Genomic DNA, 22343 nt, shown 5'->3' with positions numbered 1-22343 from the left:
CTAGATTTTATTCTGATCAATTCGTTCAAAGAAAGCATCTTTAAACGTCGCTCCTATTGGTAATTCTTTCGCATTTATAAAAACAGAAAAACTATCTGTCGATTCAATCTGTTTTAAGGCAATTACAAACGATTTATGTATTTGGATAAAGTCTTTTTCAGGCAATGATTCTAATACATTTTTTAAAGACGAATGTGTAATAATTTGCTGTTTCAAAGTATGAATACAAACATAATTCTGAAGACTTTCGACATACAAAATATCATTTAAAAACAATTTCTGAAACTTATTCTTTCCATCGGTTTTAACGAATATAAAATCAGACGAATTATCATTATTTGATGAAACTTCGATTTTTGATTCCGTATTTAATTTTGAAACAGCCTGATAGAAACGTTCGAAAGAAATTGGTTTTAGCAAATAATCAACTGCATTCAATTCAAATCCTTCTAATGCAAAATCAGGATATGCGGTTGTAAAAATCACTTTTATATCTTTCGAAATAATTTTAGAAAGTTGCAATCCTGTTAATTGTGGCATCTGAATATCCAGAAAAATCACATCAACTCTTTGTGTATTTAAAAATTCCAACGCTTTTAATGAATCATTAAAAACACCTACTTTTTCAAGAAAAGAAACTTTCCCAATATAATTTTCTAAAATACGGGTTGCAGGCGGTTCATCATCTACAATAATACATTTAAAATTCATCGATTATTTTTTTAATGGTATTTTTAAGTACGTCTTAAAGATATTATTTTCTGCTGTTTTTTCTAATATAAATTGATCTTTATAAGCATATTCTAAACGTTTGGTCAGATTCTCAAAACCAATTCCGGTTGATGAATATTTTTCGCCTTCAACGTTGTAATTAAAGGTTGATAGTTCTAAAAAGTTATCTTTTATCTGAATTGAAATTAATGCTTTTTCCTCCGTATTATTCAGTTTTCCGTGTTTGAAAACATTCTCTACAAAATGAATTAAAACTGAAGGAAGGATTTTTTCATCTGAATAATTTCCTTCAATATTGAAATCTAAATAAAGCTGATCTTCAAATCGCTTTTTCTGCAAATGAATATAGTTTTGAACAAATTGAATTTCTTTCGATAGAATCACTTCTTCTTTTTCCGTTTCAGTAATAACATAACGAAGTAAATCTGAAAGCACTAAAACATCCAAAGCCATTTCGTCGTCTTTAAGAATTAGCTGACTGTAAAATGAATTCAAAGTATTGAATAAAAAGTGTGGGCTAACCTGAGATTTTAACATTTGAAATTCGGCTTTTTTATTTTCTAAAAGTAATTCCTGATTTTGCTTGTAGGATTCCTGAAATTGCCAAAACAAATAACTCATAATACTTAAAGCTAAAGATGGCAATCCGAAGAAAAAGTTATCCTGAATATAATAGGCAACTTCCCGACTTTTCTCGGCATAATTATGAATTCCGGTAATTTCGAAAATAACTATTTCCTGAAAAAAATAGCGAACTCCAGCAAAAATCAGTAAGGAAACCGGAATACTTAATATGTATAATACAATTCTTTTTTTGTTTAAAAACCAGTAACAAAAAATGTAAAAATTTAAAAGATAAACAACAAAAATAGAAAGCACAAAACTAGTGCTAAACATAAAATAAAGGGTACTAAAAACGAATTTCAGTTCTTTATTATTCACTGCAATATCCCATAAATAAAAGGTAATTGATAAGGCTAAAAAAAGAAGAATGTGATAATAAAAAGGGATTTTTGGCTTCATAATAATGTTATTGTTATTTCAAAAATACAACTATGAGTTTATATCAATGTCATATTTATATAAAACCTGCATTTCCTGTGATGAACGATCAAAAATGGTACACGAAATTTTTCAGCAGCAATTCTATTAGGTTTGTAATTTGAAATTTAGTGTTTATCAAAAACTAAAATTTCACCTGAAAAGCTATGATACATTTGTCATGAATTTAAAACAAATCATCATGAAAAAAATCACATTATTATTACTTATTATTATCGCTTTTAATCCAATTTCTGCTCAAACAAAAAAGAAACAAATATTATTATTTGGAAGTTTCCATTTTGAAAATCCCGGACTTGATGTTGCTAAGGTAAATACGGTCAATGTAATGTCTGATAAAAATCAGAAAGAGCTCGAAAACATTACAGACAAAATTAAAAAGTTTGGTCCGAATAAAATCTTCGTTGAATGGAATTATCAAAAACAAGACAAACTGGATAAATTCTACGCCAAAAACACGGATAGTTTACTTAAAAATGATGCTGATGAAATCGTGCAAATAGCTTTAAGATCTGCTAAAAAATTAGGTCACAAAAAATTATACGGAATTGATTATAACGATGCTGATTTTCCATATGATAGTTTGGTAAAAGGAATGAAGGAAGCCAATCAGCTTGATTTAATCAAGAAGAATGAGGAAACAATGAAAAATTATGAAACCGATTTCAATACAAAAATTACAAAGTATTCTTTGACCCAATTACTTTTGGATGTTAATAAGCAAGATATTAACTGGTATCTTCAAACTGCAAATAAAGGTGGTAAAATAGATAATTTTGTGGGCGCCTTTTTAGTTTCTGAATGGTACAGAAGAAATCTTTATATGTATGCTTTAATTCAGAAACTAACGGAGAGTAAAGATGATAAAATAATGGTTTTATTAGGAGCCGGACATACTGCTATGATTCGGGAATTTGTAGAACATAATCCTGACTTTGAAATTATAGAATTGGCAACGGTTTTGAAATAAAAGAGATTCAAACTGCAAGATTTTTTACCGCAAAGCTCGCAAAGGTTTACGCAAAGTTCGCAAAGTTTTTTAGCCACGAATTCACGAATTATTTTTTTATATTCTTTGAGAATAAAAATTCGTGAATTCGTGGCGGAAATTAACAAAGAAATCAACCACAAAGTTCGCAAAGTTTTTATCTACAAAGCTTTGCGAACTTTGCGTTTATATAAAATCTTGTGAGTAAAAAAACTTTGCGGGCTTTGCGGTTAAATCTACCTTTAATTAAAAATATTCCAAAAAAAAAATCCCTCCGAATGATCGAAGGGATTTTTATATATTAAAGAGAAGATGCACTATTGTGCATTTCTACAATATTATTATTAAGATAATGCAGCTTTAACTTGATCAGCAGCTTCTTGAAATTGAGTAGCTGATAAAATTGGCATACCTGAATTGTCAATTAATTCTTTTGCAATTTCAGCATTTGTTCCTTGCAAACGAACGATAATTGGCACATTGATAGCATCACCCATGTTTTTGTAAGCGTCAACAACTCCTTGAGCAACACGGTCACAACGAACGATTCCTCCGAAAATGTTGATCAAAATTGCTTTTACGTTTGGATCTTTTAAGATAATACGGAAAGCAGTTTCAACACGTTTTGCATCAGCAGTTCCACCAACGTCTAAGAAGTTAGCAGGCTCAAAACCAGCGTATTTAATTAAATCCATAGTTGCCATTGCAAGACCTGCTCCGTTTACCATACATCCTACAGTACCGTCAAGATCTACATAGTTCAAACCTACTTCTTTAGCTTCAACTTCGATTGGATTCTCCTCACGGATATCTCTCATCTCAGCATATTTTGGTTGTCTGTATAAAGCGTTATCATCGATATTAACTTTAGCATCAACAGCTAAAATTTTGTTATCTGAAGTTTTCAAAACCGGGTTGATTTCAAACATAGAAGCATCAGAACCAATGTAAGCATTGTATAATGAATCGATGAATTTAACCATTTCTTTGAAAGCATTTCCAGAAAGACCTAAGTTAAAGGCGATTCTTCTTGCTTGAAAACCTTGTAATCCAACATTAGGATCAACTTCTTCAGTAAAGATTAAGTGTGGAGTATGCTCAGCAACTTCTTCGATATCCATTCCACCTTCAGTAGAATACATGATCATGTTACGTCCTGTACCTCTATTCAATAAAACAGAAACATAAAATTCAGAAGTTTCGCTTTCACCAGGATAGTAAACATCTTCAGCAACTAAAATTTTGTTTACTTTTTTACCCTCAGCAGAAGTTTGAGGTGTAATCAATTGCATTCCGATGATTTGTTCTGAAATTTCTTCAACTTGTTGCAAGTTTTTAGCCAACTTCACTCCACCACCTTTTCCACGTCCACCTGCGTGAATTTGTGCTTTTATCACATGCCATCCTGTACCAGTTTCGGCAGTTAATTGTTTTGCAGCAGCCACAGCTTCAACCGCATTGTTAGCCACAATTCCGCGTTGAATGCGTACTCCGTAACTTGCTAAAATTTCTTTTCCTTGATATTCGTGTATGTTCATAATATAGAATTTGTCTGGTTCTGAATTTATTTCAGAATAAAAGTGCGACAAAAGTAGCAAAATTCAACTTAATAGTAAAATCTTTTTCAATTAAAAAATGAGTGTTATATCTGTTAAGCGTTTATTCATTTTGAATGCGAAGAAATAGTTAACAAAATGATTTGTTAATATTAACTCAAAACCACTAAAACGTTTGATATTTAACAAAAACATCACCGCATTCATTAGCCTTACGGCGATTTTTCTTAATATATTTTAATGCATGTTATCATTTTGGCAATTCGCAATGCTTAATATAATATTATTATCAATTAAGAAGCGTTTTTCTAGTATTACGATAAAAATGTAAGTCAAATTACAATTTCAATACATTATGTTTAACGAAATCTTTATTTTTGTAGAAAAAATATCAAGAATGAAAGTTAAAGAACAAGGGCTTTATTTGCCTGAATTTGAACACGACAATTGTGGTGCAGGATTTATTTGTAATTTGAATGGTATTAAGTCAAACGATATTATTCACAAAGCATTGGACATCTTAATAAAATTGGAACATCGTGGTGCCGTTAGTTCTGATGGAAGAACTGGAGACGGGGCTGGAATTTTATTCGATATCCCACATGATTTTTTTAAAAAAGTATGTGATTTTGAAATCCCTGAAACGCGTGAGTATGCAGTAGGAATGGTTTTTTTACCAAAAAGCAAAAACCAGGTTTCTTTTTGTATCAACGCTTTCGAATCGACTATCAAGGATCAGAATTTAAAGATTCTTGGTTGGAGAGACGTGCCTGTTGAAGTAGAAAATTTAGGGCAGATTGCCGCAGAAAAAGAACCAACAGTTAAACAAGTTTTCGTTTCTAAAAACGGTCAGGATTTAACTGAAAATGAATTTAATGCAAAACTTTTTGCAGCTAGAAAAATTGCTGAACATGCCGTAAGAGGATCAAAAACCTCTGAAAGTCATATGTTTTATTTCTCTAGTTTATCGACAACTACCATAATATATAAAGGTCTATTGATGCCGGAAGACATCAGCCGTTATTATGTTGACTTAAAAGATCCAGATTTAGTGACTCGTTTGGCGTTAGTTCACCAACGTTTCTCTACAAATACTTTCCCTTCATGGGAACTTGCTCAACCGTTTAGATATATGTGTCATAATGGTGAGATTAACACACTTCGTGGAAACGTAAGCCGTATGCGTGCTCGTGAAGAGCTTATGCAAAGCAAAGTTTTTGGCGATGATATCAAAAAACTATTCCCAATTATCTTAGAAGGAAAATCAGATTCTGCTTCTATGGATATGGTTGTAGAACTTTTATTAATGACAGGCCGTTCATTGCCGGAAGCGATGATGATGGTTGTTCCTGAAGCTTGGGAAAAACACCAGACTATGTCTGAGGAGAAAAAAGCTTTCTACGAGTTCAACGCTTGTATCATGGAACCTTGGGATGGTCCTGCTTCTATTCCGTTTACGGATGGTAATGTAATTGGTGCATTATTAGACAGAAATGGATTGCGTCCTTCTCGTTATACATTAACTCATAGTGGTTTCGTAATCATGTCATCAGAAATTGGTGTATTAGATATCGATCCTGAAGATGTTATTCAGCATGGACGTTTAGAGCCAGGAAAAATGTTCTTGGTTGACATGAACGAAGGTCGTATTATTGAAGACGAAGAGGTTAAAAAAGCAATCGTTACAAAACGTCCGTACAAAGAATGGATCGATGAAAACTTATTGCCTTTATCTAAAATTCCTTATACCAATAATCCTACTCCGGTTGAGAAACTTGATTTCTTAACAAGACAACGTTTATTTGGTTATACTATCGAAGATTTAAAAACCATCATCAACCCAATGGGAGGTCAGGGAGCTGAAGCAATCAGTTCTATGGGTAATGACACGCCTTTGGCAGTTTTATCAGACCAACCGCAATTGTTGTACAACTATTTCAAACAATTATTTGCTCAGGTTACCAATCCGCCTTTGGATGGTATTCGTGAAGAGATTATTACTGATATCAGTTTAGCAATTGGTGGAGATTTCAATATTTTCGAAATTGAATCTAAACAATGTAAAAAACTAAAAATCCAAAATCCGGTTATTTCAAATGAGGATTTAGATAAAATAAGAAACATTGATCACGCAGATTTTAAATCGGCTACAATTTCTACTTTATACAAAATAGAAAAAGGAGTTAACGGTTTAGAGCGCGCACTTGAAAAATGTGTTCAGGCAACTTTTAAAGCTGTTTCTGAAGGATGCAATATTATCATCTTATCAGATAGAGGTGTTAGCGAAGAATTAGCTCCAATTCCTATGTTATTGGCTTGTTCTTACATTCACCACTCTTTGAATATTTTACAGGTTCGTTCTAAATTCGGAATCATAATCGAATCAGCAGAACCTCGTGAACCGCATCATTTTGCTTTATTATTTGGATATGGCGCAAGTGCAATTAATCCATATATGGTAAACGAAATCATTTATGATCAGGTTGCACAAGGATTCATTACTGGCGTAAAAGCTGATTATGCAGTTGTAAACTACAACAAAGCGATTGCAAAAGGAATCGTTAAGATCATGAACAAAATTGGTATCTCTACTTTACATTCGTACAGAGCTGCTCAGATTTTCGAGATTTTAGGTTTAAACAAAACATTTACTTCTAAATATTTCCCATACACACCTTCAAGAATCGAAGGAATTGGTTTGATCGAAGTAGAAAAAGAAGTTAAGAAACGTTTCCAAAAAGCATTTCCAAATTCAAAAGTTGCAAGTTTGCTTCCGTTAGAAATTGGAGGAATTTACAGATGGAGACGTGGCGGAGAAAAACATATGTTTAATCCAACAACTATTTCTAAATTACAACAAGCTGTTCGTTTAAACAGTCCTGAAAGTTATAAAGAATACTCTAATATGGTGAATGAGCAAAGCTCAAACTTAATGACTATTAGAGGTATGTTTGAATTCAATAATTTAGATCCAATTTCTATTGATGAAGTAGAACCTTGGACAGAAATTGTAAAGAAATTCAAAACTGGCGCGATGTCTTACGGATCTATCAGTAGAGAAGCGCACGAGAATTTGGCAATTGCGATGAACAGAATTGGCGGAAAAAGTAACTCTGGAGAAGGTGGAGAAGATCCAAAACGTTTCCAGAAAGAAATTAACGGAGATTCCAGAAATAGTGCAATCAAACAAGTTGCTTCGGGACGTTTTGGTGTTTCGATCAACTATTTGACAAATGCTAAAGAGATTCAGATTAAAATGGCTCAAGGTGCAAAACCTGGTGAAGGTGGACAATTACCTGGAGAAAAAGTGGTGCCTTGGATTGCCGAAACCAGAAACTCTACGCCTTATGTAGGTTTGATTTCGCCTCCGCCACACCACGATATTTACTCTATTGAGGATTTATCTCAGTTGATTTATGATTTGAAAAATGCGAATCGTGAAGCTCGTATCAACGTAAAATTAGTTTCAGAAGTTGGAGTTGGAACTATCGCTGCCGGTGTTGCCAAAGCAAAAGCTGACGTTATCCTGATTTCTGGTTATGATGGAGGAACTGGTGCTGCACCATTGACTTCATTACAACACACAGGTATTCCGTGGGAACTTGGATTGGCTGAAGCACAACAAACTTTGATCTTAAATGATTTAAGAAGTCGTGTAGTTCTTGAATGTGACGGACAATTGAAAACGGGTCGTGACGTAGCAATCGCTGCATTATTAGGAGCCGAAGAATTTGGTTTTGCCACTGCTCCGCTTGTTGCTTCTGGATGTATTATGATGAGAGCTTGTCACTTAAATACTTGTCCGGTTGGTATTGCAACTCAGGATCCTGAATTGAGAAAAAATTTCAAAGGAACTCCAGAGCACGTAATCAACTTCATGTATTTTATTGCTGAAGAATTAAGAGAAATCATGGCACAATTAGGTTTCAGAACCTTAAAAGAAATGGTTGGTCAATCACAAAAATTAAATGTGAACAAAGCGATCAAACATTACAAAGCAAATGGTTTAGACTTATCATCAATTCTATACAAACCGGAAAAAGCTAAAACACAGCCAATTCACAATACAACTGAGCAAGATCACGATTTAGACAATGTATTGGATTTTGCAATTATAAAAGAAGCGATTCCGTCTATTTATAGAAAAGAAAAAACAAGAGTTACATTTAAAATTAAAAATACAGACCGTTCTGTAGGTGCCATTTTGAGTAATGAAATCTCAAAAATATATGGCGCACAAGGTTTACCTGATGACACTATTTTAGTTGATTTTGAAGGTTCTGCCGGACAAAGTTTTGGTGCATTTGCAACAAATGGATTGTCGTTTAAAATTCACGGAAACTGTAATGATTATTTAGGAAAAGGTCTTTCCGGAGGAAAATTGATTATCAAAGTCCCTCCTACTGCAACCTTCAAACCTGAAGAAAACATCATTATTGGGAACGTTGCCCTTTACGGAGCTATCACCGGAGAGGCTTATATTAATGGAATGGCCGGAGAGCGTTTTTGTGTGAGAAATTCTGGAGCAACTGCCGTTGTTGAAGGAATTGGAGATCACGGATGCGAGTACATGACAGGTGGTACGGTCGTTGTTTTAGGAAAAACAGGAAGAAACTTCGCAGCTGGTATGAGCGGTGGTGTGGCTTATGTTTATGATCCAAATCAAAAATTTGATTCAACTTTATGTAACATGGAAATGGTTGCATTTGATCCAATGGAAGACGAAGACATTACAAAACTAAGACGATTGATCAAAAACCATTCATTGTACACTAGCAGTCCATTAGCAAAAAGAATTTTAGCAGACTGGGAAAATGAACAAAACAATTTCGTAAAAGTAATGCCAACTGATTACAAAAAAGCATTACAACGAATTGCAGAAGAAAAGAAAATAGAAGAATTAATAGCTGATTAAGAGGTTCTGAGTTACAAAGGTGCAGAGGTACTAAGTTGAAGTTTTTCAACTCACTTCTCACATCTCAATCTCAAAACTAAATTTAATTAAAATGTCATGGGTAAAATAGGCGGATTTAAAGAATATAGCAGAGCTGACGAAAGTAATTTAGCAGTAGCAGAACGTGTTTCGAACTACAACGAATTTACAATTCCGTTAGCAAAAGATAAAATAAAAGAACAAGGTTCAAGATGTATGGATTGTGGTATTCCTTTTTGCCACAGTTCTTGTCCATTAGGAAATTTAATTCCTGATTTCAACGACATGGTGCATCAGGAAGAATGGCAAAGTGCATTAGAGATTTTACAATCTACTAATAACTTTCCGGAATTTACTGGTCGCTTATGCCCTGCTCCATGTGAGAAATCATGTGTATTAGGAATCATCAAAGAACCAGTTGCAATCGAAAACATCGAGAAAAACATCATCGAAAGAGGTTTTGCAGAAGGTTGGATTAAACCACAAGCTCCAAAAACTAGAACAGGAAAAACCGTTGCCGTTATTGGTTCTGGTCCTGCAGGTTTGGCAGCGGCTCAACAATTAAACAGAGCTGGTCACACGGTAACTGTTTTTGAAAGAGACAATGCAATTGGAGGTTTATTACGTTACGGAATTCCAAATTTCAAACTAGAGAAAGGAATTATCGACAGACGTGTAGCAATTCTTGAAGCTGAAGGAATCACTTTTAAAGTGAATGTAAACGTTGGAGTAAACTTTAGCGTAGACGAATTAAATGCTTTTGATTCTATCGTATTGTGCGGTGGAGCAACTGAAAGAAGAAGTTTGCCAACTAAAGGAATCGAAAGCAAAGGCGTTGTTCAGGCAATGGATTTCTTAACGCAACAAACTAAAGTTTTATACGGAGAATCAATTCCGGATCAGGTTAAAGCAACTGGAAAAGACGTAATCGTAATTGGTGGTGGAGATACAGGTTCTGACTGCGTTGGAACATCTAACAGGCACGGAGCAAAATCGGTAACGAATTTCGAAATTTTACCAAAACCTCCAGTTGGAAGAAGTGAAACAACTCCTTGGCCTTTCTGGCCGTTGCAGTTAAAAACTTCCTCTTCTCACGAAGAAGGTTGCGACAGAAACTGGTTAATCAACACTAAAGAATTCTTATCTAACGAAAAAGGAGAATTAGTAGGTTTAAAAACTGTTGAAGTACAATGGAAAATGACTCCTGGTCAACGTCCTGAATTAATCGAAAAAGAAGGTTCTGAGAAAATCTGGCCTTGCGATTTAGCTTTATTGGCTTTAGGATTTACAGGTCCTGAAAAAACTTTAAGCGAGCAATTGGGTCTTGAAATTGATATGAGAAGCAACTATAAAGCTAAAAACTATCAAACGAATGTTCCTCATATTTTCACTGCAGGAGATATGCGAAGAGGACAATCGTTAATTGTATGGGCTATTTCAGAAGGTCGCGAAGCAGCAAGAGAGGTAGATTTATTCTTAATGGGATATACCAACTTGCCAACCAAAGGAAACGGAGATTTACCAAGTCTTTAATTTTTTGAGATTCTGAGATACTCAGTTACTAAGGTTCTAAGTTTTTTTCTCTTAGTATTTTGAATCTTACGAACATAAAAGATTAAAAACATCAAATCTTTATTCCGATAAACAACACACTAATAAAAAACCTGGACTTTCGTCCGGGTTTTTTAGGTTCAAAGGCACAGAGAAACAAAGGCGCAAAGGTTTAGAAATATTAGAAACAACTTAAAACGTTAGCCTCTAAAAAAAGACTTTTGTTTAACAAAATGCCATTAGTAATGCTTCAAAAAAAGGTTCTAAGTTTCTGAGATATTAAGTCGCTAAGACGAAAAAACTTACTAACTTAGTATCTTAGCAACTTAGAAGCTTAAAAAGTTTTATAAAAATTCGAAATAAGTCACTTTTTGTTTAAAAACAAACAATTTGTTATAATTTGTTATTTTTCTACAATTAATTTGCAGTTAGTCAAAAGAGTAATAAATTTGCTCAAAATAGTTTAAAAAATGCAAGCAAAAGATTTACTGCAGTTAGCAGAACAATTTGGAAGTCCATTATATGTTTATGATGCCGAAAAAATCCAATCTCAGTACAACAGATTAACTAAAGCTTTCTCTAAGGTAGAAAACTTAAGAGTTAATTACGCCATGAAGGCATTGTCAAACGTTGCGATTCTTCAGTTATTAAAGAACATGGGATCTGGATTAGATACTGTATCAATTCAAGAAGTTTTATTGGGACTTCATGCTGGCTATGAACCTGAAAAAATCTTTTTTACACCAAACGGAGTTTCTCTTGAAGAAATCGAGGAAGTTGCTGCAATGGGTGTACAAATCAATATTGACAACTTATCTATTCTGGAGCAATTCGGAACAAAATATCCACAAATTCCGGTATGTATTCGTATCAATCCGCACGTAATGGCGGGAGGAAATGCTAATATTTCGGTGGGACATATCGATAGTAAATTCGGTATTTCTGTTCACCAGATTCCGCATATCTTGAGAATTGTAGAGAACACAAAAATGAGCATCGTGGGAATTCACATGCACACAGGATCTGATATTCTTGATATCGAAGTATTCTTGTATGCTGCTGAAATCTTGTTTGATACCGCAAAACACTTCAAAGACTTAGAGTTTTTAGATTTCGGAAGTGGATTCAAAGTTCCTTACAAAAAAGACGATATCGAAACTGACATCGAAGAATTAGGTAAAAAATTATCAAAAAGATTCAATGCTTTCTGTACAGAATACGGCAGAGATTTAACGTTGATTTTCGAACCAGGAAAATTTTTGGTGAGCGAAGCAGGTCATTTCTTAGTGAAAGTAAACGTAGTAAAACAAACAACATCAACAGTTTTCGCTGGAGTTGACAGTGGTTTCAACCACTTAATTCGTCCAATGTTGTACGGATCTTCACATCATATCGAAAACATTTCTAACCCAAAAGGAAAAGAGCGTTTTTACTCCGTTGTAGGATACATTTGCGAAACAGATACTTTTGCAAATAACCGTAGAATTTCGGAAATTACTGAAGGTGATATTCTTGCTTTCAGAAACGCCGGAGCATATTGTTTCTCAATGTCTTCGAACTACAATTCAAGATACAAACCAGCAGAAGTTTTATGGAAAGACGGAAAAGGAATCTTAATACGTCAACACGAAACATTTGAAGATTTGCTTAAAAATCAAATTCCGTTGCCACAAGAAGTTGCTGCAACAGTTTAAAATAAAAAAAAAGAGAATATCTATTGAATCCCGTTTCTTAATTGAGGCGGGATTTTTTTTATGCCCAATTTTGTCATTTCGACGAAGTAAATCACACACGTAACTCGGCAAAGATAGTCGACAATATAGAACACGGATGACGCGGATTCGCTTTGCGAAAACGCGGATTAAAAACGGATTTTTCTCTTATAATCTTGTCATTTCTAAAATGGCTAACTTCACGAAAATTTCCTTGACGCAACAAACCCGACAGGTTTTTAAAACCTGTTGGGTTTATTAAACTTGAACAATTGGATTTTGTAAGAATAAATAAATATATTTGAAATAAAGAAAAAAGTGGAAGGAATTACATTTGTCGAAAATTTTATCGAAAATCCAAACGACCTATTTGAAAATTTAAAAGTAAATATAAAATGGGACGAAAGAATGACTGCCCGAAAAACAGCAAGTTTCGGAAAAGCATATAACTACTCTCAAATCGAATATCCATATCAGGAATTCTTGCCCGAACTAAAAGAAATTAATCAGCAAATTTCTAACGTAATTGGTTTTGAACCCAACAATTGCCTTATAAACTATTACTTAGACGGAAAATCAAAAATGGGTTATCATTCCGATCAAATCGATATTTTAGAACCAGAAACCGGAGTAGCGATTATTTCAGTTGGAGCCGTTCGAACTCTCAAATTTAGAAATATATTAAATCCCGAGTTGTTTGAAAGTTTTGAATTAACAGCAGGAAGTCTAATTTATATGACGCAAGAAGTTCAAAAAATTTGGCAACACTCAATTCCACAATCAAATACAGAAGCGGGAAGAATTAGTATAACACTTAGAAAAATTGTGTAAAAAAATGAAAATCAACCAATATTTACTTTTTATATTTTTAATACTCATCTCTTGTTCGCAAAAGAATACTGATGAAAAAAATGACACTTTTTCATTAGACAAAGTTGATATTGCAATGATTTACCAAGAAAAAGTTACCGATATTCCTTGTCTGCTTTTTAATGTAACCGACACAGTAAAACGCAATCAGAAAATTGGAGTAATATTTAAGCTTGACCTAAAATATGATAATCCTCGAAAAGGAGGTAATTGTTGTGCTTTTGAACCAGGTGTTGATGGAACCAAAGAAAAAATAAAAAGTGTCAAAATATTTTTTACGAGCAATAATAAAAAAATAGACATCACAGATAAATTAACCAACATAGAAGAAGCCCAAATGTTTAATCGCTTTGAAGATTATATTCAGGGAAAATTGTATGAGAATGATTTTAGCTGCGAATGTTACGACCAAAAAAGTGGCAAATTGATCCAAAACTTAAAAAGAGAACATCTTGGAGGAAACATTATCAAACGCGAAGTAAATAAGAATAAAAATCATGTTATAAAAAATATAGACGATTTTATCAATTTGTATAATTCACTTGCGGGCGAAGTTTACAAAGGAAAGTATGACAATAGAGGTTTGTATTCCGGAAGTAGAATTTCTCATAAATATTACTCTTTTTGGTTACCCGACAATTTTAATATTCCATCAGAAGCATTTGATAATTTAGAAATTGAAATAGAATTATTAAATGGGCGAAAATTGAATTATTTACGATCATTAAAATAACGAAATCTAAGAGTATTATAAAGTTTGTCAGCTAACATTAACGTCAAGCTTTCTCTAGTTTTTTTATCTGCTCTTGTCTTGATCGACAAAGATTATCGTGAATATAGAACCCGAATGACGCGGATTTGCTTTGCGAAAACACAGATTAAAAACGGATTTTTTTCACTCTATTTTAAATTCTATTTCTTATAGCGACAACGATACGCCACCAGAAACCAACAATTAAATATCAAAAATAAATTGTAAAACATTTGATAAATTTAATCTCTTTTTTCAATTTTTTAATACTATTTTTACCTTATAAAATCCACTAAAAAGCTATTCAATTATATTCCAAAAAATGAAAAAAACACTTTACTTACTATTTACTATTATTTTAACTTCATCTGTTTACAGTCAAAATCTTAAAAGTATTACTTACGAAAGTTGGGGCAATAATAATTGGATAAACTCTTCTTATGTTATAAAAAATTATGATAAAAGTGACAAGATCACAGATGATTTAAGTCAACGGTGGGATGAGAGTTCTAATAGCTGGAAAGATTCTAACTCATCAAATTATGAATATAATACTAACAATCTACTAGATAAAATTATTTACAAATCATTTGATAAAACTTCAAATTCATTGACCTTCTCTCTAAGGGCTTCTTTCACTTATATCAATGAAAATAAAATAGATGTATTATTTTATGAAGAATGGACTAACAACGCTTGGCAAAATTCATCAAAAAATACTTCATCTTATGATTCAAATGTATATCTCACATCTGATTTAATACAGCAATGGAATGACAATAATTGGAAAAATAACATAAAGGTCGATTATTCAAATAATTCTGATGGATTATTTACTCTAATAACCCGACAAAGATGGAATGACTCCAGTTCTAAATGGGAAAATTTTTCGCAATCAACTTTTACTTATAATAGTTCAAAACAGGTTTCAGTAGAAACAATGAATGTATGGGAAAATAATAAGTGGATTGAGAAAATAATATTTACAAATTCATACGACGCAAATGGTTTTTTAGTGAATCGTTTACGTCAGGATTGGGATGATGATCTTTCAATATGGATTAATCAGTACCAAAGTAAATATGATAATAATCAAAACGGAACAATACATCAAGAGATTGCAGAAATATGGAAAAAATCATCCAATTCATGGGAAAACTTATCCCGTGCAACGTATAAATATGACAAAAATTTAGGAATCGCTGATTTAACTAAATCTCAACTCAAAATCTTTCCTAACCCAACAACTGATTTTATAAATGTTCATCATGAAGAATCAAACGATACCAAAGTTTCGATAATTGATGCTCTTGGAAGCGTTATTCTTAAAGAGAATTTTGTTGGAAATGACTTTTCGGTAAACGTGACGAATTTAAACAAAAACGTATATTTTATAAAGTTGGAGAATGGCGAAAAAACTCAGGTGAAAAAGTTTATTAAAAAATAAAAAAACGCATTCAATCCAAAAAAGATGTTTTTTACCAACATCAATTTTTCTAAAGATTTTTAAATACCTTTGAATTATGAGCACAGCAGCAAAACCAAAACATATTGGCAGAAACATAAGCCGAATCAGAGAACTTCGAGGTATGAAACAAGAAGCACTTGCCGAAGCAATTGGTTTAAGTCAACAAACTGTTTCCAGCATTGAAGGAAGCGAAGAAGTTGAAACCAAAAAATTGATAGAAATTGCAAAAGTTCTTGGAGTTACGGTTGAAGCAATTGAAAATTTTTCGGAAGAATCTGTTTTTAATTATTTCAATACATATTACGATACAAAAGACAGCGTAATTAATGCTGGTAATTATAATTGTACATTCAATCCACTTGATAAAGTCATTGAACTTTACGAACGTTTGGTTCAGGTTGAAAAAGACAAAAATGAGTATTTAGAAAACTTACTAAAAGGAAAATAATTACTCCAAAATATAAATTCTATAAAGCACAAATATCTTATGATTTTGTGCTTTTTTTAATTCGATAATAATGTTTAAAAAAACTATTATAATTCTTCTTTTATATTTTACAGGAACATGTATTGGACAAGAATTTCCTGAAAAAGATAAAAAATACGATGTTGATATATTTGAATTTTTAATGAAAACTGTCGAAAAAGATTCTATTTCATTAGAAACATTTTTGATTAACAGCAAACCATTTTCAAAATGGGATATCAGACCATTAAAAAGAGAAAACGTTTGGGCTTTAGATACTTTTCACAATGCAAGCGAAATACCAAACTTCATCTTTGGGGCATTCTGTAATCAATATCAAATATCTCAGAAAACGGCAATGAATATGCCTAATCAATTTTTAGAAAATGGCCGCGATAAGAAAGATTTTTTAGAGAATTACTTAAATGAAAATTTGAAAAAATTCGAGAAACTTACACAACTTATTTCGGGAAATAAAAGTGATATTTTTACATCTTACGAAAGAATTCAAAGAATCGATAATTTATATAAAGAAAAGGAACTGTATTGGAAATATATAATTCCCAAAGATTCCCCTTTTCCTATCTCAAATAAAATTGAAAATAACGTAAACGATAGTTTTTCAAAAGAACAAATCAAGATTCTTAATTTACTTAAAGAATTAAATATTTATTCTGCCGTAAAAACAAAAAAAGGAATTTTCTATCTTGTCGATGGACTTACAGATAATTCATATGGCTTCTATTTCAATTCAAAAGAAGAAATGGAAACAGATAATTTTCTATTTCAGATTCTACAATCTGAAAAGATTAGCAAAAATTATTTTTATTATGTCGCAAATTGATTTGTTTAATAAATACTTTTAAAAAAAAATCACCACGTTGGCGTGAGCGTCCGCTTTTTGTTTTTTAGAAATCATTTTAAAATTATCTAATTAACTTTAATTGCTAAAAAACAAATCCAAAATGATTAAACCAATTTCTTTATTTCTAATTCTGTTTGTTGGTTATTTTACTTTATCATTAAAACCTACTGATTACAAAACGATTAAGAAAACCATTAAAACTGATCCACTTTATACAAAAGGGCAAAATATTTTTAAAAGAGATTGTGCTTCCTGTCACTACATTGGAATGGATAAAATAGCAACCGCTCCTGCTCTGGGCGGAATTACCAAATTGCGCAAAAAAGATTGGTTGTACAGTTATACCCGAAATTCGTATAAAATGTTTGAACAAGGCGATAAAATTGCCAAAGAAAATATCGCTAAAGGCTGGGGATTAATGACCGCATTTCCTAATCTCACCAATTCAGATCTGGATGCTCTTTATTACTTTGTTGAGAAAAGATATGAAATGTCAAAAAAAGGAGTTCCGCTTGAAAAATAATCCAACGATTTAATTGAAAATAATAAAATCCTCTTCAGCACTTTTTAGTTTTGGAGCATTTTTTGTATTAGCAATTTTGTGATTTCTACACACTAATTTATATGGTATTTTAATGAACATTATCATGAAAAACAGAAAAACAATAATTCGTTTTTTAGCAAGCCTAAGTATGTTGATTTTCTTCTCCCCTTTTTTCCAGATGTGTTCTGATAAAAACATTAAACAAAGTCCGCATTTTATTAAATCATATCATAAAACCGAAACAGAGCAAGAAAAAAAATTAGCTTTCGAACGGGCAAAAAAAGCTTATTCTTTAAGTGGTTATGATTTAGCGATGTCTTTTGAGCCAGTTTTCTTTAGTTTTACAATGATCCTGTTTCTGAACATAACCTTGTTAGTTTGCTTTCTTAGAAAACATTATAACCAATTATTTCTATGTTTCTTGAACTTAGTTGCAATCCTTCTATCATTTATTGTTTTAATATTTGCGCTACCTTATTTTGGACAAATTAGATACGGAATATTTCTGTGTTTAATTAACTCAATGTTGTTGTTTTTACTTGTCTATAAAGAACAGGAAAACCTTCCACAAAGTCAATTACAGGATTATTAGTTTTACAAAAACATATCAGAACACGATGATAAAAAGTTTTATTCTGCATTTCAAATAAGCTTTTCGAGCACGTGCGTGACACTAACGCCAGCGTGAGAAAAAAAATGTATTTTAGCAATACAAAAAAGTAAATTTATGGCGCAAAACCAGACTTATTGAAATACTTTGCGATTCTATTATTATTAATATAAAACATTTGAAAACGATACTATTAAAAATTATGAAATTAAATAAAGCATGTCTGTTTTTAATTATTCTGATGAGTTTATTTGCCTGCAATTCGAATAAAAAAGAAAGCAAATTAAATAATAACAGTAAGAACAATGATACCTTAAAAGTTACAAATAATGATACATTACAAGTTACAAGTAACGAAGTAGTTTATGATGATAGAAGGGAAAACTTAAAGCTTTCAATTCCTGATACAATAAAAATTTCTAATTCTTATTTCTTTTCAAATCAAAATTCTAAAGATATATTTCAACTCACTATAAATCCAGGTTTGGTTAAAAATTCCAAAGCTGAATTGCAAATAATAACTTCAGAAAATAAAATTATCTATACACAATCTTTTGACGCATTTTATTTTATACGCGAAATTTATGACCCTGAAACAACACCTTCGGGAGGACAAGAAGTCTATGAGAAATATATGGAAAAATATTGGAAATCTATAACTCCACAACAATTTGAAGCCTATTTTAAAAAGAACGTTGCTAATTTTTTTGATGTTATTTCCGTAATAGAAAATGATAATAGCGAAGAATTAAAAGCATGGGAAGAAGATATTACCGATAAAAAATTTCTAAATGAGGTTTTGACCAATCCTGCAATCAAATTAATAAACATTCCATGTTTTGACTGTGATGAAGGAGGTGAAATGATTGGATATTCGCTTGAGCAAAATAAAGTTATTTTATTACTAGAGCATGATTAAAATGCACTCAATAATGCTTATAATCTTTCCTGAAAACCATAAAACACAAAATTAGAAACTAATATTATTGGACATTAAAGAAATATACCGCAGATTTTTCTATCTTAATACAGGCTCAAGCAAAGGGCATAAACCTACAAGGGCACTTTCTAGCGTTGAAGGATTTTTTGTATTAGCAATTTGTGCAATTTTTAAGAAAATATTATTTCCTACTGTACATATTAGCTTTCCTGTTTTCTTTTCTTTTTTTATGATTATTTGTTTAACAATTGATTATTTCAATCTCAAAACACATAAAAGATTTAGCAATGTTTTTACTGCAGAATGGAAAAGTGAAACAAGAAGACATAGAATTAGATACCGTATTTGTAATATCGTATTTGTGATTCTTGTTTTCTCGATTTGTATCTATATTTTAGAATATTTGGATAATAGATCTTAATCAAATGAACATCAATAAATAATTTCCTTGCGTTAATGAAAATAAAATTACAATCTTAGCAAGACTATAAAATAAATTAAAATGAAAAAATACTTATTCCTTATTTGTGCATTAATTGTAATTTCTTGCGGGAAAAAAGAAAGCGTAAAAGAAGCAAGCATTAACAATCTAAACTCGCAAAAAAAAGAAAAAGAAATTATAAAAACAGCTTCTTCAAAAAACACTGATATCGAAAGTGTACAAAATACTGACCGCCCAAAACAAAGTAAAATAATCACATCAAAATTTGATCCGGACTTGCTTTTTGGAATTTGGACAAACGACCCAAACGGTCCGCATGCAGATTTTGAGTTAACAAAAAAATCTTATTATATTGTAGATTATGATGGAGATGGAGATATGCCATACGTCATAAATCAAGATACAATCAAAGTTTACTATAATGATTATACTGCTGTAGGTATAATTAAAAATGCAACGAAAGACACTTTGAAAATTGATTGGGACCAAAACGGAATAACAAATTATACGAAGTGGAAGAATTAATTGCAGCATACACGCTCGCGCCAACATCCTAATAAATTTTTTATTCTTCAATCAAAAATCAAACTCAACAAACTCAAATAAAAAAACTATTTTAGCTTGGTAAACTAAACCCAAAAACAATGAAAATTACGATTCCCCTGTCGGTATTATTCCTGTTACTTTCTACCAATTTATTCAGCCAGACGATTGCTGATTTAAAACTAAAAGCCAAAGAAATTCCAAAAACCTATACCAATAGCGACGGTCACAATTGCATAACTCCTCAGGCTTGTACATTCTACAATGATATTGCAACTTACAGCAACATTGTTGGAGTTGTAAAAAGTAAAGAAATTCAAAGTTTCAAAAGCAAAAAAGATAGCGGTTCTATCATGTATTTTGAATTCGAAAACAGATTCAAAGGCGACCGATTTCTGCAAGGATTACTTTGGGGAAAAGACGGTCAGCCAACTGATGAACATCCCGAAGAATATCTTGCAAAAGGAAAATTTCTAATCATCTGGAGTTTTCATCCAGATAGCGTAATCAGAGAAAAATCTGAAGCCAAAATAGATGCGCTTTTGCAGTCAATCACAAATTAGCTTTAATTACAAAAAGATCTTCTACTTATAACAGAATCAAACGGATGAAACAACTAGCTTCTATTTTAATACTACTTTTTCTTAGCTGTCATTTTTTAAATGCTCAGAAAATAAAACAAAAACAAGCGTTTGTAAAAAGTTCAGGTCCTATAGAAGGCAAAAACATTATGGACTTTGAAATTAATGCTACTATTGATAGCACTATTATCTCTAAAGAAACTTATTCGATTATAAAAGAAATCTTGCCTTTAGTCGAAAAAGAACAACATAAGGAAGCCTTAAATTTAGTAAACGCAATTGACCAAAAAGATTTAGAAACAAACCAGTTATTAGTAGTAAAAGCTATACTTGAAATGAAATTAGACGAATTATCAAATTCCTATAATTCTTTTTCGAAATACATTCCACTGGCAAAAAACGATTCCATTAGAAGTTCGGTTTATTATTCATTAGGAATGATTGATATTAAAAGACATTTACAAATTAGCGCTTCTCATAATTTCGAAAAATCATTAGAATTAGACAATAGAAATCTTTCTACAATTATCGCTTTAGAACAATTAAATTTTGCAAAAAAAGATTTTGACAAAGCCATATTCTATTGCGAAAAAGCCCTTAAAATAAATCCCAATTTAAATAATGTTTGGAATAATCTGGGTTTTATATATCAACAAAAAGAAAATCATAAAGAGGCTCAAAAAATATTCAGCAAAATTATAAAAGATGAGCCTGAAGATCCTTTACCGTACAACAATCGAAGTTATTCGAACCTAAAACTGGGCTTTACAAAACAAGCTATGGAAGACGTCAATAAATCGCTAAAACTTTTTCCTGAAAACTCATACGCCTATAGAAACAGAGCTTTGATATATTTAAATTTAAAAGATGCTAAAAAAGCCTGTCTAGATATTGAAACAGCTTTTAAATTAGGATACCGCGAAAAATATGGTTCTGATTTGGATTTAATTCAATCTGAGAATTGTAAAAATTAATTATATTTATCTGGTTTGAAGTCAATCTAACAAATATGACTAATCTAAGAAACATTCCATTTTTTTATACTTTTAATTAATTTTCAAAAACAAATAAAATTAAAGAAATAGTAAATTCAATCTATCGAAGTTAGAAACGTTAAATTTAAATATTACCAAAAAGTAGTGGAAATAAAAAAAGATCTAATTTGTCAAGTATTCGCAGGAAAAAAATCAAAAAGCACTATTGAACTGGTTCTAAATACATTTATTCCCGGATATGAAAAGTTAAATACTGATTATACTTGCAAACCAGAGGACAAGGAATATGTTTTTAAAACAGAAGATGAAATGATAAATTATTTCATTGAAAATTCCCAATTAAGTCAGACCTTCTATTGGAATAAATATCACGACAACCCTGATAATATTATGGTTGGTGCAAACATTACAAAAGATGATAAACTAATTATTAGCCTAACTATTGACGGTAACGAGGTAACTGAAAAATTATACTTCGAAAAACTCAAAGAAATTTTAAACTCAAAAATTGGAGTGATAACATATTTCAATCCTGCGGAATATGACAATGGACAAGATTTCATTTCAAGATACGGAAAGAACACAAAAATAACCCCTTAGCTTAACAACAAAAAAAATGAACAGACAAGGCGCAGTTGGAGCATTGCTTGACATATATGAGCAGACAATTTCAGATCTTAAGAATGTTATTAAAGATATTTCTGATGATGTTTTAACAAAGATCTTAGACGAAA

General features: G+C 31.7%; 19 protein-coding genes. 16 read left to right on the top strand and 3 right to left on the bottom strand.

What is annotated here, in order from left to right; all coding sequences use genetic code 11:
* Both WN975_RS00095 and WN975_RS00090 read right to left on the bottom strand, forming a co-directional pair.
* Entirely contained in the window at window positions 1-711 is a 711-nt protein-coding gene (locus tag WN975_RS00095; protein WP_337964641.1) for a response regulator transcription factor, read from the bottom strand.
* A 3-nt stretch (window positions 712-714) separates the two neighbouring features.
* Complete coding sequence (locus WN975_RS00090; protein ID WP_337964640.1) at window positions 715-1755, bottom strand: histidine kinase; 1041 nt, start codon at window positions 1753-1755, stop codon at window positions 715-717.
* A 220-nt stretch (window positions 1756-1975) separates the two neighbouring features.
* Here WN975_RS00090 and WN975_RS00085 point away from each other — a divergent pair, with 220 nt between their 5' ends.
* On the top strand, window positions 1976-2764 hold the full coding sequence (locus WN975_RS00085; protein ID WP_337964639.1) for a DUF5694 domain-containing protein: 789 nt from the start codon (window positions 1976-1978) through the stop codon (window positions 2762-2764).
* A 362-nt stretch (window positions 2765-3126) separates the two neighbouring features.
* On the opposite strand, the gene sucC is transcribed toward WN975_RS00085, so the two are convergent.
* A complete protein-coding gene (sucC, locus tag WN975_RS00080; protein ID WP_121329914.1) occupies window positions 3127-4320 on the bottom strand; it encodes an ADP-forming succinate--CoA ligase subunit beta in 1194 nt (397 codons plus the stop codon).
* Between the two features lie 415 nt (window positions 4321-4735).
* On the opposite strand from sucC, the gene gltB reads away from it, so the two are divergent.
* From gltB to WN975_RS00005, 15 genes are all read left to right on the top strand, one after another.
* A complete protein-coding gene (gene gltB, locus WN975_RS00075) occupies window positions 4736-9253 on the top strand; it encodes a glutamate synthase large subunit (RefSeq protein WP_337964638.1) in 4518 nt (1505 codons plus the stop codon).
* A 96-nt stretch (window positions 9254-9349) separates the two neighbouring features.
* Complete coding sequence (locus tag WN975_RS00070; protein ID WP_337964637.1) at window positions 9350-10804, top strand: glutamate synthase subunit beta; 1455 nt, start codon at window positions 9350-9352, stop codon at window positions 10802-10804.
* 488 nt (window positions 10805-11292) lie between these two features.
* A complete protein-coding gene (gene lysA / locus WN975_RS00065; RefSeq protein WP_099711266.1) occupies window positions 11293-12516 on the top strand; it encodes a diaminopimelate decarboxylase in 1224 nt (407 codons plus the stop codon).
* A gap of 336 nt (window positions 12517-12852) precedes the next feature.
* Complete coding sequence (locus WN975_RS00060; RefSeq protein WP_337964636.1) at window positions 12853-13365, top strand: alpha-ketoglutarate-dependent dioxygenase AlkB; 513 nt, start codon at window positions 12853-12855, stop codon at window positions 13363-13365.
* Between the two features lie 4 nt (window positions 13366-13369).
* Window positions 13370-14137, top strand: a complete 768-nt coding sequence (locus tag WN975_RS00055) for a hypothetical protein (protein WP_337964635.1) — start codon at window positions 13370-13372, stop codon at window positions 14135-14137.
* Between the two features lie 340 nt (window positions 14138-14477).
* Window positions 14478-15602, top strand: coding sequence for a T9SS type A sorting domain-containing protein (locus WN975_RS00050; RefSeq protein WP_337964634.1), 1125 nt, complete (start codon window positions 14478-14480; stop codon window positions 15600-15602).
* 76 nt (window positions 15603-15678) lie between these two features.
* A complete protein-coding gene (locus tag WN975_RS00045) occupies window positions 15679-16071 on the top strand; it encodes a helix-turn-helix transcriptional regulator (RefSeq protein WP_337964633.1) in 393 nt (130 codons plus the stop codon).
* A gap of 70 nt (window positions 16072-16141) precedes the next feature.
* On the top strand, window positions 16142-16933 hold the full coding sequence (locus WN975_RS00040; RefSeq protein ID WP_337964632.1) for a hypothetical protein: 792 nt from the start codon (window positions 16142-16144) through the stop codon (window positions 16931-16933).
* Window positions 16934-17054: 121 nt separating this feature from the next.
* Complete coding sequence (locus WN975_RS00035; RefSeq protein WP_337964631.1) at window positions 17055-17477, top strand: cytochrome c; 423 nt, start codon at window positions 17055-17057, stop codon at window positions 17475-17477.
* Between the two features lie 124 nt (window positions 17478-17601).
* Window positions 17602-18090, top strand: a complete 489-nt coding sequence (locus WN975_RS00030) for a hypothetical protein (protein WP_337964630.1) — start codon at window positions 17602-17604, stop codon at window positions 18088-18090.
* A 220-nt stretch (window positions 18091-18310) separates the two neighbouring features.
* The gene (locus tag WN975_RS00025) at window positions 18311-19027 is read left to right on the top strand and encodes a hypothetical protein (RefSeq protein ID WP_337964629.1); all 717 of its coding nucleotides are present in this window, start codon (window positions 18311-18313) and stop codon (window positions 19025-19027) included.
* A gap of 523 nt (window positions 19028-19550) precedes the next feature.
* The gene (locus tag WN975_RS00020) at window positions 19551-20015 is read left to right on the top strand and encodes a hypothetical protein (protein WP_337964628.1); all 465 of its coding nucleotides are present in this window, start codon (window positions 19551-19553) and stop codon (window positions 20013-20015) included.
* Window positions 20016-20134: 119 nt separating this feature from the next.
* On the top strand, window positions 20135-20596 hold the full coding sequence (locus tag WN975_RS00015) for a hypothetical protein (RefSeq protein WP_337964627.1): 462 nt from the start codon (window positions 20135-20137) through the stop codon (window positions 20594-20596).
* 44 nt (window positions 20597-20640) lie between these two features.
* A complete protein-coding gene (locus WN975_RS00010) occupies window positions 20641-21588 on the top strand; it encodes a tetratricopeptide repeat protein (protein WP_337964626.1) in 948 nt (315 codons plus the stop codon).
* 165 nt (window positions 21589-21753) lie between these two features.
* On the top strand, window positions 21754-22209 hold the full coding sequence (locus WN975_RS00005; RefSeq protein ID WP_337964625.1) for a hypothetical protein: 456 nt from the start codon (window positions 21754-21756) through the stop codon (window positions 22207-22209).
* The last annotated feature ends 134 nt before the right edge of the window (window positions 22210-22343 follow it).

This window comes from uncultured Flavobacterium sp. (genome assembly GCF_951805225.1).
Classification (GTDB): Bacteria; Bacteroidota; Bacteroidia; order Flavobacteriales; family Flavobacteriaceae; genus Flavobacterium.
This window is presented reverse-complemented; position numbering and strand designations above follow the sequence as displayed.